This is a genomic window from Streptomyces sp. NPDC059037, from assembly GCF_042740015.1.
Lineage (GTDB): Bacteria > Actinomycetota > Actinomycetes > Streptomycetales > Streptomycetaceae > Streptomyces.
The window spans coordinates 1-11,709 of sequence record NZ_JBHYIG010000302.1 but is presented as its reverse complement, the minus strand read 5'-3'; the positions used below and the strand labels follow the sequence as shown (position 1 = coordinate 11,709).

Below are 11,709 nucleotides of genomic sequence, written 5' to 3'. Positions count from 1 at the left end.
CCGAACCAAGCCCGCGGGCGGGGGGATATCCGCATGTCCCGCGCGGCGGGGGGGTGGTCCGGGGGCGCCCCCGGGGCGAAACCCCCGGGTCACCCGCCGCTGCGCATGACAGGACTTGGGAAGTCGGCCCCCTCGGGGGCTACTTCGTCGGCTTCTTGCCTGTCACTCCCAAGTGAACCAACAGCGCCAGATTCGGCTTCAGTTCAGCCTGCTTGACGCCCCACGTCTGGAACCCCCGCTGGTGCGAGGCGACCGCGGCGAGCATCGCCACCAGGGAGCCGGCCATGGCCGCCGGGCTGACGTCCTTGTCGACCTTGCCCTTGGCCTGGAGTTCCTTGACCGTGTCCGTAAGGGAGTTGTTGACGGAGTTGAGGATCTTCATGCGGATCTTGTAGAAGCGCTTGTCGCCCTCGGCGGCGCCCAGATCGACGACCCGGAGGATCGCGTCGTTCTTGCGCCAGAAGTCGAGGAAGCCGTCGACAAGCTCCTGAGCGGTCTGCCACCCCGCCTTGCCGACCCAGGACCGCCCGTCGAGCAGCTGGGTCAACTCGGCGCCCTCGGCGGCCATTTGCTCGGCAATCTCCAGGACGGCGCCCTCGACGTCCGGGAAGTACTGGTAGAAGGTCGCTGGTGAAGTCCCCGCCTTCCGGGCGACGTCGATGACTTTGACGTCCCGGTAGGGCGAGGAGCTGAGCATCTCGCTGAGGCAGTCGAGCAGCTTCTGACGCGTCGCCTGACCGCGCCGACCGGCCACGCGGCCGTCGACGGTACGTACCTGTCCTGTCATGCCGTCAGCTTACCGAGGGGTGATCGGAGCGCGATTCGGCCGAGTGCAAATGGGGTTGGGGGCGCTATTCGTCTCGGTATTCGCCCGATCCGCCCGCGCGGGTGGATACGGGTCTCGGCGGTGGATTCCGGCCGCCCATTAAATGGAGCGTACGTTCGAATCGAGCGCCTCTGGCGTTTCTTCTCCCCCTTGCGTCCCTTCTTGCGTCTCCTTTGTCCCGAGACACCCCGATCCCGCCCCCGGTTCGCAACCGTCGCCCCGTACAGGAAGAATCAGGGTGCGTGCCGCCGTAGCGGCTCGGTGGTGAGACGCTGCACGGGGCCGCTCGATACGGTGCCCGCGTACGGGGAGGTGGCAGGGCAAGTGGTGGATCAGCTGACGCAGCACGATCCGAGGCGGATCGGCCCGTTCGAGGTGCTCGGCCGGCTCGGAGCCGGTGGCATGGGCCTTGTCTACCTCGCGCGCTCCGCGTCAGGTCGGCGGGTGGCGATCAAGACGGTGCGGACCGAGCTCGCCGAGGACCAGCTGTTCCGGGTCCGCTTCACGCGCGAGGTCGAGGCCGCACGGGCCGTGTCCGGTTTCTATACGGCCGCCGTCGTGGACGCCGACCCGCGCGCCGCGGTGCCGTGGCTCGCCACCGCGTACGTTCCCGCGCCCTCCCTCGAAGAAATAGTGAATGAGCACGGGCCGCTGCCCACCCAGGCCGTGCGCTGGCTGGCGGCGGGCGTCGCCGAGGCCCTGGAGTCCATCCACGGCGCGGGCCTGGTCCACCGCGACCTCAAGCCGTCGAACGTACTCGTCGTCGAGGACGGACCCCGCGTCATCGACTTCGGCATCGCGTCCGGCGTCTCCAACACCCGCCTGACCATGACGAACGTCGCGGTGGGCACCCCCGCGTACATGTCGCCCGAGCAGGCGAAGGACTCGCGCAGCGTCACCGGCGCCAGCGATGTCTTCTCGCTCGGCTCGATGCTCGTCTTCGCCGCGACCGGCCACGCCCCCTTCCACGGCGCGAACCCCGTCGAGACCGTCTTCATGCTTCTCCGCGAAGGCCCTGACCTGGAGGGACTCCCGGACGAGCTGCGTCCGCTCATCGAGACGTGCATGCAGATGGAGGCGGCACTCAGGCCCAGCCCCGCCGACCTCCAGGCCCAGCTCGCGCCGCACCTCTTCGCATCCGAGAGCGAGGACGGCGACAGCGGTACGGCGTCCGCGTGGCTGCCGGAGCGGGCCGTCGCCCTCATCGAGGCCCGCAGGGGCGGCCGCCCGCCCGCACGGGTCGCGGCTTCGTCCTCGGGCAGGAGCGGCGGCCGGGGCGCGTCCCCCGCCTCCTCCGCCGCCGCGCCGCAGCCCCCGCACTCGCCGCCCGCCCCGCCGTCCCAGCCGCCGCAGCTCGGTGGCGTGCCGGACGCGGGACCTGTGCGTCTCGCCGGGGCGAAGGTGCCGATCGGTCCTGGACCCCGGGTGGCCGACGCCCGCGCCGCAGCCGTGGCCGCACCACCCGCCGAGGCCGGCCTCGCCGCGTCCTGGTCGCGCTCCAAGGCCGCGGCGAACGGCGCCGACCCCGTGGTGCCCGCGCCCACCGCGGCGCCGGACGCGGGGGCGGCCTGGCGGCCGTGGCGTTTCCGTATGTCCAATGACGTATGGGGCACGCCCGCCGTCGCCGGGAACCTGGTCTACGTCACGTCCTTCGAGGTGCACGCCCTGGACGTGGGCACGGGCCGCCGCAGCTTCAAGACGCGGGACGTCGCCTGGTCCATGGCGGTCGCCGACGGACGTATCCACGCATCCGACGGCCCCACGCTGTACGCGCTCGACGGCGCCGACGGCTCGGACCTGTGGCGGCTGCCCACCGACGCCTGGGTGTACTCCCTGCACGCCGACCGGGGCACGGTCGTCACCGGCACGCGCGGCGGCGGCGTACAGGCCTGGGAGGCGGCGAACGGCGAGAAGCTCTGGGAGATCACCGGAGCCCAGACCGACTTCGAGACCCCCGAAGCGGGCCCCGTCATCCACGACGGCACGGTTTATGTCTGGCAGAACGCACGCCTGCGCGCCCTGGAGGCACGCACCGGCGAGGAGCGCTGGTCGTACCCCATCGGCGACGCGGCCTCCTGCGGGGGCGTACCGGTCCGCCTGACGCAGGCGGAGGACGGCTACGTCTACGTGTCCGCCGGCACCCGCGTCCTCGCGATCGACGTGGCGGGCGGCCACGTCCGCTGGCACTTCGAGGCGCCCGCCGTCTTCCTGTGCCCGCCGGCGTTCGCGCCGGGGCCCGCGGTGACGGGCGGTGGCGTGTATCTCGCCGACTACCTGGGCACTGTGTACGCCCTCGACGCCACCGACGGCCGTGATCGCTGGCGCATCGCCACGGAGTCCCGGGCGTCGATCGAGCCGGTGCTCGTCGCCGACGGCCATGTCCACGTGGGCAGCGGCAAGGGCCTCTACACGCTGGACGCCGTGACGGGCACGCCGAAGTGGCGCTTCCAGGCGGGCGGCGAGGTCGTCGGCACGCCCGTCGTCGCCGACCGGCGCATCCACTTCGGCTCGACCGACCACCTGCTGTACACACTGAAGGCCGACGACGGCCGCCTGCGCTGGAAGCTGGCCACCGGGGGAGAGATCACCGGGGCGCCCGTGGTGCGGGACGGCGTCGTGTACGCGTGCAGCAAGGACCGGTGCGTCTACGCGCTGGACGCGGAGCGGGGGACCGGGACGGCGCGGTCCTAGGCCCGGGCGGGGCCTGTGGGACGACCGGGGGCTTCCCCTGCCGGTGGGACGGCCGTCGTACCAGGCTTGGAAGGGGCTAGACGGCGGCCGCCACTGCTGACGCTACGCCGTCTGTGTGACCCACGCCACCTTCCCCTTCTTCCCCTTCCGTACGCCGGTCATCTCGTCCGGTGGCCGGAGCCGCGGCCCGTGAACAGTTCCGCCTGCCGTTCCTGCGGCAGATTGCCGAGCGTGATCAGATGCGGCGCCTGCGCCAGGGCGTGCGTGCGGGCCGCCTCCCTGGACGACCAGAGCGCGCGCACCGTGCCCTGGACCGCCTCGGTCGGGTGAGCCGCGATGACCTCGGCGGCCTTCGTGGCGGCGGGGAGGAGTTCCTCGGGCGCGGTGAGCTCGGAGACCAGGCCCGTCTCGTACGCGCGGCGGGCCGAGACCCGTTCCGCCGAGCCCATCAGCGACATCCGCGCGATCTCCCCGTACGGCATCCGCTGCGCCATGTGGATCGACTCGTACGCGCTGACCATGCCGTACGTCGTGTGCGGGTCGAAGAAGGTGGCGTGCTCGGCGGCGATCACGAACTCCGCCTCGCCGATGAGATAGAAGGCACCGCCGCAGGCCATTCCGTTGACGGCGGCGATGACCGGCTTCCAGAGGTCGTTGGCCTTGGGGCCGACGGTCAGGAGCGGATCGTCCATGGAGTAGGGGGAGTCGGGCTGCGGGACGTCGGTGCCGCGGTCGATGCCGGTGCAGAACGCCTTCTCGCCGGCGCCGGTGAGGACGATGGCCCGTACGGTGTCGTCGAAGCGGAACTTCCGCCAGGTGGCGGTGAGTTCGGCGGCCGTCGTGGTGTCGATGGCGTTGTGACGGGTGGGGCGGTCGAGGGTGACGATCGCGACGCCCGTCTCCTTGTCGGTCCGTACGTTCAGGGTCCTCCCGGGGGTCATGGCCGCTCCAGGAGCCAGCGGGGCATCGCTATGCCGTCGATCTCGGTGAAGGCGATCTGGACCTTCGCGCCGATGCGGATGCGTTCGGGGTCGACGGAGTTCAGGGGGGCGTCGGGGGTGGCCACGAGGTTGCCGACCAGGCGGATGCGGGGGGCGTCGGCCAGTTCGACGATGATCGCGTTGTACGGGGCGTGTTCCGCGTACGCGGGGAGCAGGGGTGGGTGGGGGCGTACGTAGGACCAGATGCGGGCCTTGCCGCTCATCTTGCGCCACTCGCTTTGGAAGGACTGGCAGTGAGGGCAGCAGGGGCGGGGCGGGAAGCGGAGTTCGCCGCAGGCGGGGTTGGCGCAGGCTTGTATGCGGAGTTCGCCTTGGGCGGCGTACTCCCAGAAGAGGGCGCCGTCTGTGTCGATCGTGGGGGTCAGGAGGGGCTCGGTCTGTTGTGTCGCGTCTGCCATGTGGGTGTCCTTTTGCGGCTGCGGGTTGGAATGTGGTTGCTCGCGCAGTTCCCCGCGCCCCTCAGGGGGCTTTACGGGGCCCGCAGTAGCACCGCCGACGTCGGGACTCCCTCTCCCGCCGTCACCAGGCAAGTGGCCGCATCCGGGACCTGGGCCGTGCTCGTGCCCCGCAGCTGCTTCACGCCCTCGTTGATCAGGTTGAAGCCGTGTACGTACGCCTCGCTCAGGCCACCGCCGCCGGTGTTGATCGGGAGGCGGCCGCCGCTCTCCAGTGCGCCGCCCTCCGTGAACGCGCCGCCCTCGCCCCGCCCGCAGAAGCCGTACCCTTCGAGCGACAGCGGGATCAGCGGTGTGAAGGCGTCGTAGATCTGCGCCACGTCCACATCCTCCGGCCCGAAGTCCGCCTGCTTCCACAGGTGTCGGGCCGCCGTCCAGGCGGGGCCCGTCAGCGGGTCGTCGTTCCAGTAGTTGACCATCCCGTGGTGCTGCGCGGGCAGCCCCTGGGCGACGGAGTGGACGTACACGGGCTTCTGACGGCAGTCGCGGGCCCGCTCGGCCGAGACGATGACGCACGCCAACGCACCATCCGTCTCAAGGCAGTTGTCGAAGAGGCAGAGCGGCTCGCTGATCCAGCGTGACGTCATATACATGTCGCGGGTCAGCGGGCGCTCGTACATCATCGCGGCCGGGTTCTGGTTGGCGCGGTTGCGGCAGGCGAGGGCGACGTTGAAGAGGTGGTCGCGGGTCGCGCCGTACTCGTGCATATAGCGGCGGGCGAGCATCCCGATCTCGTCGGCCGGGCGGAGCAGCCCGAAGGGGCGGGTCCACTGGGCGGGGGTGGGGAGTTGGACCGCCGTGTTCTTCCAGGGGCGCGGGCCGCTGCCCCGCTTCCGGGAGCGCCAGGCGACGCCGACGCTCGCCTGTCCGGTGGCGACGGCGGCCGCGAGGTGCGCGACGGTGGCGCAGGAACCGCCGCCGCCGTAGCCGACCTTGCTGAAGTGGGTGACGTCTCCGGCGCCGATCGCCTTGGCGATCTCGACCTCGTCCGTCTCCTCCATCGTGTACGAGGCGAACGCGTCGACCTCGGACGGTGCGATGCCCGCGTCGTCGAGCGCGGCGACGATGGCACGGCACGCCAACGTCTTCTCGTCCTCCGGCAGTTGTTTCGCGAACGCGGTCTGTCCGATCCCGACTATCGCTGTAGCGTCTTTGAGTGAAGCCATGGGCAACGGCACCTCCCCGGGCGGCCAGCCCCTCAGGGCTTCGCCATACGTCCCGACTGCTGACAGCGCGTCAGGCTACAGCTAATCTGACGGATAGTCAGCTACTGCGTTCGGAGGGGCTTTCTATGCGCGGCGACCTGGAGTGGGGCAGCATCCCGGGACTTGTCCGGGCGGCCGCCGAGCGGTACGGGCAGCAGGAGGCGGTCGTCGAGGGCCGCACCCGTATCTCGTACGAGGAGCTCGGCCGGCGCGTGGAGCGATCGGCTGCCGCGTGCATGGCCAACGGGGTCAACTCCGGGGACCGGGTGGCGGTTTGGGCGCCCAACACGCTCGACTGGATCGTCTCCGCGCTGGGCGCCGTCTCGGCGGGCGCGGTCCTCGTCCCCCTGAACACCCGCTTCAAGGGCACGGAGGCCGCCTACGTCCTCGAACGCAGCCGCGCGAAGCTGCTCTTCATCACCGGCACCTTCCTCGGTACGTCGTACGTCGCCTCGCTGCGGCGCGCGACCGCCGAGGGAAGGGGAGACGGCCCGCTGCCGGGCCTTCCGCACCTCGAGCAGGTGGTCGTCCTGTCCGACGACGCCCCGGAGGACTTCCGTTCCTGGAAGGACTTCGTCGCGAGCGGCGACGGGGTGAGCACGAAGGACGTCCGGGCGCGCGCGGACGGCATCGACGGCGACGCCCCCTCGGACATCATCTACACGTCGGGCACGACGGGGCGCCCCAAGGGCGCGGTCATCACCCACGCCCAGACCCTGCGCTGCTACGACGTCTGGAGCGAGCTCGCGGGGCTGCGCGAAGGCGACCGCTACCTGATCGTGAACCCCTTCTTCCACACCTTCGGCTACAAGGCGGGGATCATCGCCTGCCTGATGCGGGGCGCGACGATGATCCCGCAGCCGGTCTTCAACGTGGACACGGTGCTTGCGAACGTGGCGGCGGAGAGGATCTCCGTCCTCCCCGGCCCGCCGACCCTGCACCAGTCGCTCCTGGACCACCCCTCCCGCGACCAGCACGACCTCTCCGCCCTGCGCCTGGTGGTGACGGGCGCGGCGGTGGTCCCCCTCCAACTGGTGGAACGCCTGCGCAGCGAACTCCACATCGCCACCGTCCTGACGGCGTACGGCCTCTCGGAGGCGAGCGGCATCGTGACGATGTGCCGCCAGGGAGACCCGGCGCGGATCATCGCCGCCACGTCGGGCCGCGCCATCCCCGACACGGAGGTACGGGTGGTGTCCCCCGGCGGCGAGACGCTCTCGCCGGGCCATCCGGGCGAGATCCTCGTCCGCGGACACAACGTCATGCAGGGCTACTTCGAGGACCCGGCGGAGACGAAGAAGACGCTCACACCGGACGGCTGGCTGCGCACGGGCGACGTGGGGGTCCTCGACGGGGCGGGCAACCTCCGCATCACCGACCGCATCAAGGACATGTTCATCGTCGGCGGCTTCAACGCCTACCCCGCCGAGATAGAGCAACTCATCGGTGTGCACCCGCAGGTGGCGGACGTGGCGGTGATCGGCGTCCCGGATCCGCGCCTGGGCGAGGTGGGCAAGGCGTATGTGGTGCGCCGCCCCGGCGCGGTCCTCACCTCCGACGACCTGATCGCCTGGTCGCGCAGGGAGATGGCCAACTACAAGGTGCCGAGGCAGATCGAGTTCGTGACGGAGCTGCCGAGGAACGCGAGCGGCAAGGTCCTGAAGGGTGAACTACGGGTCCGCTGACCCTAGTTGGCGCTCTCTCGCTCCCTGGCACTGCGCTCGACGCAGAACTCGTTCCCCTCAAGGTCGAGGAGGGTGACCCAGCCCCGCCCGTCGGGCTTCCGGTGATCCTCGAAGACTTTCGCCCCGATCGCGAGCAGCCGCTCGACCTCTTCGTCGCGGGTCCGGTCCTGCGGCTGCAGATCGACATGGACACGGTTCTTGACGGTCTTGCCGTCGGGCACGGTGACGAAGAGAAGGGTCATCCCGTCGGCCTCGACCAGCGCTTCCGGGTCCCCGGGGAAGTCTTCGTCGGAGATTTTCCCGCCAAGGACTTCGGCCCAGAAGGTGCCCTGGCGATAGGCGTCGGAACAGTCGAATGTGAGGTGGCGCACCAAAGAACTCATGAGCGGGACTATCGGGGAGCGGCGGACCGGCTGTCCAACGAGTTTCGGGTGAGCGTTCGGGTCCGTTTGCCGCCCTGGCAAAGTTCCTGGCGGGCGGTCGGTCCAGGAGCCCAGGATCGTGGTGTACGTACGTAACGCCTGATCCGGGATCCGGGAGGAAACATGCCGAGCGCGACGCACGGCCCGCAGCACCGACTGGTGGACGTCCCCGGCGGTGGCCGGATCCACCTGGTGGAGCAGGGGGAGGGCCCGCTGGTCCTGCTCGTGCACGGTTTCCCCGAGTCCTGGTACTCCTGGCGTCATCAGCTTCCGGTTCTCGCGGAGGCGGGCTTCCGGGCGGTCGCCGTCGACGTACGCGGATACGGGCGCTCGTCGAAGCCGAGGGAGGTGGAGGCGTACCGGATGCTGGCGCATGTGGCGGACAACGTGGGGGTCGTGCGGGCGCTGGGCCTCGGCACCGGTGAGGAGACCGCGACGATCATCGGGCACGACTGGGGCTCGGCCATCGCGGCCAATTCCGCGCTGCTCAGGCCGGACGTCTTCACGGCGGTGGCCCTGCTGAGCGTCCCCTACGCGCCACGGAACGGCTTCCGGCCGACGGAGGCGTTCGCGCGGATCGGCGGAGACGAGGAGTTCTACGTCTCGTACTTCCAGGAGCCGGGAAGGGCGGAGGCGGAGATCGAGCCGGATGTGCGGGGCTGGCTGGCGGGCTTCTACGCGGGGCTCTCGGCGGACACGCTGCGACCGCCCTCCGCTGCGGGCGGCAGCCTCCACTTCATCGCGCCGGGCGGGAAGATGGCGGACCGTTTCGAGGATCGAGGGGTGCTGCCCTCCTGGCTGACGGAGGCCGAACTCGACGTCTACGCCGCCGAGTTCGAACGGACGGGCCTGACCGGAGCGCTCAACCGCTACCGCAACGTCGACCGCGACTGGGAGGACCTGGCGGCCTGGGACTCGGCACCGATCCGCCAGCCCTCCCTCTTCATCGGCGGCGAACTCGACGCCTCGACGAGCTGGCTGTCCGACGCGATCAAGGCGTACCCCGAGACGCTCCCCGGCCTAGTGTCCTCGCACATCCTGGAGGGCTGCGGGCACTGGGTGCAGCAGGAGCGGCCCGGTGAGGTGAACCGTCTGCTGCTGGAGTGGCTGCGGGGCCTTCGCTGAGTCAGTGCCCGACGGGCGGTTCCATGCAACCGGTCTCCGGGAAGGGCCCGTTGGTCTTCAGGCCGTAGTTGGTCGGCTGCACGAAGGCGGTGACGCAGGCGTGCTCGCCTACGTAGAGACCGATGGACGCCCCCTCGGGCGTGACGTACTCATCGTTCTCGCCGTCGTAGCGCGAGCGCATCTCCTGAACATCGAGCTCGCCGCCGAGCAGCTTGCCCCGGCTGCTGACCTTCCGGATCTCGTACCCGAGCTTGCCGGTGAGCGCGGCCTTCACAATCTCCGGGTCCCACTTCTCTTCTCTGTGGAGCTGCTTGAGCACGGGCTCCATGCGGGCGGCCTCGGCCTGGGCGGCTTCCTCGTCGGCCGGGGTCATGTCGCCGGGACGGCGGTAGGCGTTGTTGTCCCCGTTGTGGGGCGCACCGTCGACGACTCCGGGTTCTACGTAGGGGGAGGCGCCGGGGGAGCTGGGGGTTGGGCTGGAGCCGGCGCTCTGACTGGAGCCGGGGGTGCCGGCCGTGGTGTCGTGCTGCTGCTGCTCGCCGCAGCCGGCAGTGAGTGCTGCGAGGGCGGCGGCTATGAGGAGAGCGGACACCGCGCCGAGGCGCGGCCGCTGCGGTGACGTGACCATGCGGACCATGCCGGTGACTCTGCCACGTTCCCGTAAGGGAGCTGCCCCTTTCAGACGGTTCCCTGCCCCCGGACCATCTCCACCACCGAGGCGGGTGCCTTCTGCGGGGACCCCGCGTCGTACGGCGGCTGGGGGTCGTACTCGATGAGCAACTGCCGGGCCTGCGCGCACTCGTCGCCCGCGATCTTCCCGAGGAGGGTGAGCCCCATGTCGATCCCGGCGGAGACTCCCGCGGCGGTGACGTACTTGCCGTCGAAGACGACGCGCTGCCCGGTCGGCTCGACCCCGAACTGCTTGATCTGCTCAAGCGCAAGCCAATGGGAGGTGGCCCGCCGCCCGTCGAGCAGTCCGGCGGCGGCGAGGATGAGGGAGCCGGTGCAGACGGAGGTGGTCCAGGCGGTGCCGGAGTCCACGCTCCGGAGCCACCCGAGTACGGCTTCGTTGTCGAGGGCGGGGGCGGGCCCGCCGGGTACGACGACGATGTCGGGCCGAGTGACGTCGCGAAGCTTCTTGGTGGCGACGAAGGAGAGCGCCCGGGTGTCATCGAGGACGGGCCCGGCCTCCTCGGCGACGAAGACGACTTCGGAGTCGGGCAGCGCGGAGAGGGTCTGGAAGGGGCCGATGGCGTCCAGGGCGGTGAAGTTGTCGTAGAGCAGGATCGCGATCTGCACGGGGCTGCCTTTTGGGAGGGCGGGATCCGTTGCCGGCCGGGCGTGCCACCGATTCTTCAACCGCCTAGGGGTGTCCGCAATGACGAGTCCCCCACCTTTCCTGCCAAAGGGGCGAGGCCGCGACGCGAGCGCAGGAACGTTGCCGCCTCACTCGCGCGGGTGGCGATACCGTCGTACGGGCAACGCACCACGCCAAGTCCCTCCACGATCTCCTCCATGGGAGCAGTCATGGCCGCAGAGGCACACAGCAGCGACCAGCGGACGCAGGCCACCTCCGAGAACTGGATGTACCCGCCGGAGGAAGTCGGCTGGACATACGACCAGGTCAAAGGGCTGGACGTCCCGTTCGACTGGGAACTCGTGGATGGGAACATCGTGGTACGTGGGGCGACGAAGTGGTGGCACGATCAGGTGCGGGACGAGTTGTACTTTCACCTGCGGACAGCCAGGCGTGAGCCATACGCCGCAAACGTCGAGCGGTGGACCATGTTCGACGAGCGCACCGTCCCGAAGCCCGACATCGTGGTCTTCGACAAGACTGGACTGGACGTCCGCACCCTGGAGTGCACGCCGGTCACCAGCGTCGTCCTGGCCGTGGAGGTAGTCTCGCCCGGTTCGCGCACCGACGACCGCTTTCGGAAGCCGGGGATGTACGCCGAGGCCGGGATCGCCTACTACTGGCGTGTGGAGCGGGGCGAGGACGACATCCCGGTCGTGCACGAGTTCTGGCGACACCACGAGTCCGGCGTCTTCGTCCCGAGCCCCGACAGCCCTGTCCACACGGGCAAGCTCACGACTGAGGTGCCGTTCCCGGTCGACATCGACCTGGGGAGTCTGGTCGAGGTCTGATACGGGGCCTTGGTGGGCCGGTGGTGGTGTTCTTACCGGGGCCGCCCGGTTGTCCTGAGGTTGGCGGTTCCGGGCCGGGAGTCAAGGGCGCTCCTTCGTCGCGTCGGCTGCGCCGATTCCGCTGCGCTCCACCCTTGACACCCACCCCTCC

The 11,709-nt window shown here is 70.2% G+C and carries 11 protein-coding genes; 4 read left to right on the top strand and 7 right to left on the bottom strand.

Annotated elements, in window-relative coordinates:
- Positions 1 to 139 precede the first annotated feature (139 nt).
- Positions 140 to 787, bottom strand: coding sequence for a TetR family transcriptional regulator (locus ACFWY6_RS38730; protein WP_135335578.1), 648 nt, complete (start codon positions 785 to 787; stop codon positions 140 to 142).
- A 363-nt stretch (positions 788 to 1,150) separates the two neighbouring features.
- Here ACFWY6_RS38730 and ACFWY6_RS38725 point away from each other — a divergent pair, with 363 nt between their 5' ends.
- Entirely contained in the window at positions 1,151 to 3,517 is a 2,367-nt protein-coding gene (locus ACFWY6_RS38725) for a PQQ-binding-like beta-propeller repeat protein (RefSeq protein ID WP_384700633.1), read from the top strand.
- A 158-nt stretch (positions 3,518 to 3,675) separates the two neighbouring features.
- Here the strand turns inward: ACFWY6_RS38725 and ACFWY6_RS38720 are convergent, their stop codons facing one another.
- The 3 genes from ACFWY6_RS38720 to ACFWY6_RS38710 form a co-directional block, all read right to left on the bottom strand.
- Positions 3,676 to 4,458, bottom strand: coding sequence for an enoyl-CoA hydratase/isomerase family protein (locus ACFWY6_RS38720; RefSeq protein ID WP_384700631.1), 783 nt, complete (start codon positions 4,456 to 4,458; stop codon positions 3,676 to 3,678).
- Complete coding sequence (locus tag ACFWY6_RS38715) at positions 4,455 to 4,916, bottom strand: Zn-ribbon domain-containing OB-fold protein (RefSeq protein ID WP_384700629.1); 462 nt, start codon at positions 4,914 to 4,916, stop codon at positions 4,455 to 4,457. Before ACFWY6_RS38715 ends, ACFWY6_RS38720 begins: the two co-directional genes overlap by 4 nt.
- Positions 4,917 to 4,987: 71 nt before the next feature.
- Positions 4,988 to 6,139 carry a lipid-transfer protein gene (locus tag ACFWY6_RS38710; protein WP_384700627.1) on the bottom strand — a complete coding sequence of 384 codons (1,152 nt, stop codon included), beginning with the start codon at positions 6,137 to 6,139 and terminating at the stop codon, positions 4,988 to 4,990.
- Between the two features lie 125 nt (positions 6,140 to 6,264).
- Here ACFWY6_RS38710 and ACFWY6_RS38705 point away from each other — a divergent pair, with 125 nt between their 5' ends.
- Positions 6,265 to 7,863, top strand: a complete 1,599-nt coding sequence (locus ACFWY6_RS38705) for a FadD3 family acyl-CoA ligase (RefSeq protein ID WP_384700625.1) — start codon at positions 6,265 to 6,267, stop codon at positions 7,861 to 7,863.
- Between the two features lie 2 nt (positions 7,864 to 7,865).
- On the opposite strand, the gene ACFWY6_RS38700 is transcribed toward ACFWY6_RS38705, so the two are convergent.
- The gene (locus ACFWY6_RS38700) at positions 7,866 to 8,246 is read right to left on the bottom strand and encodes a VOC family protein (RefSeq protein WP_384700623.1); all 381 of its coding nucleotides are present in this window, start codon (positions 8,244 to 8,246) and stop codon (positions 7,866 to 7,868) included.
- A 162-nt stretch (positions 8,247 to 8,408) separates the two neighbouring features.
- Here ACFWY6_RS38700 and ACFWY6_RS38695 point away from each other — a divergent pair, with 162 nt between their 5' ends.
- Positions 8,409 to 9,410 (top strand): alpha/beta fold hydrolase, encoded by a 1,002-nt coding sequence (locus tag ACFWY6_RS38695; protein WP_384700621.1) that lies wholly within the window; start codon positions 8,409 to 8,411, stop codon positions 9,408 to 9,410.
- A gap of 1 nt (position 9,411) precedes the next feature.
- On the opposite strand, the gene ACFWY6_RS38690 is transcribed toward ACFWY6_RS38695, so the two are convergent.
- Together ACFWY6_RS38690 and ACFWY6_RS38685 are read right to left on the bottom strand one after the other, a co-directional pair.
- Positions 9,412 to 10,047, bottom strand: coding sequence for a hypothetical protein (locus ACFWY6_RS38690; RefSeq protein ID WP_384700619.1), 636 nt, complete (start codon positions 10,045 to 10,047; stop codon positions 9,412 to 9,414).
- A 41-nt stretch (positions 10,048 to 10,088) separates the two neighbouring features.
- Complete coding sequence (locus ACFWY6_RS38685) at positions 10,089 to 10,709, bottom strand: DJ-1/PfpI family protein (protein ID WP_384700617.1); 621 nt, start codon at positions 10,707 to 10,709, stop codon at positions 10,089 to 10,091.
- Positions 10,710 to 10,937: 228 nt separating this feature from the next.
- On the opposite strand from ACFWY6_RS38685, the gene ACFWY6_RS38680 reads away from it, so the two are divergent.
- Positions 10,938 to 11,558 (top strand): Uma2 family endonuclease, encoded by a 621-nt coding sequence (locus ACFWY6_RS38680; protein WP_384700616.1) that lies wholly within the window; start codon positions 10,938 to 10,940, stop codon positions 11,556 to 11,558.
- Positions 11,559 to 11,709: the final 151 nt, after the last annotated feature.

Coding starts and splice junctions, on each gene's coding strand:
- ACFWY6_RS38730 (WP_135335578.1), bottom strand. CDS start 787: ATGACAGGACAGGTACGTACCGTCGACGGCCGCGTGGCCGGTCGGCGC.
- ACFWY6_RS38715 (WP_384700629.1), bottom strand. CDS start 4,916: ATGGCAGACGCGACACAACAGACCGAGCCCCTCCTGACCCCCACGATC.
- ACFWY6_RS38695 (WP_384700621.1), top strand. CDS start 8,409: ATGCCGAGCGCGACGCACGGCCCGCAGCACCGACTGGTGGACGTCCCC.
- ACFWY6_RS38680 (WP_384700616.1), top strand. CDS start 10,938: ATGGCCGCAGAGGCACACAGCAGCGACCAGCGGACGCAGGCCACCTCC.
- ACFWY6_RS38690 (WP_384700619.1), bottom strand. CDS start 10,047: ATGGTCCGCATGGTCACGTCACCGCAGCGGCCGCGCCTCGGCGCGGTG.
- ACFWY6_RS38705 (WP_384700625.1), top strand. CDS start 6,265: ATGCGCGGCGACCTGGAGTGGGGCAGCATCCCGGGACTTGTCCGGGCG.
- ACFWY6_RS38700 (WP_384700623.1), bottom strand. CDS start 8,246: ATGAGTTCTTTGGTGCGCCACCTCACATTCGACTGTTCCGACGCCTAT.
- ACFWY6_RS38720 (WP_384700631.1), bottom strand. CDS start 4,458: ATGACCCCCGGGAGGACCCTGAACGTACGGACCGACAAGGAGACGGGC.
- ACFWY6_RS38710 (WP_384700627.1), bottom strand. CDS start 6,139: ATGGCTTCACTCAAAGACGCTACAGCGATAGTCGGGATCGGACAGACC.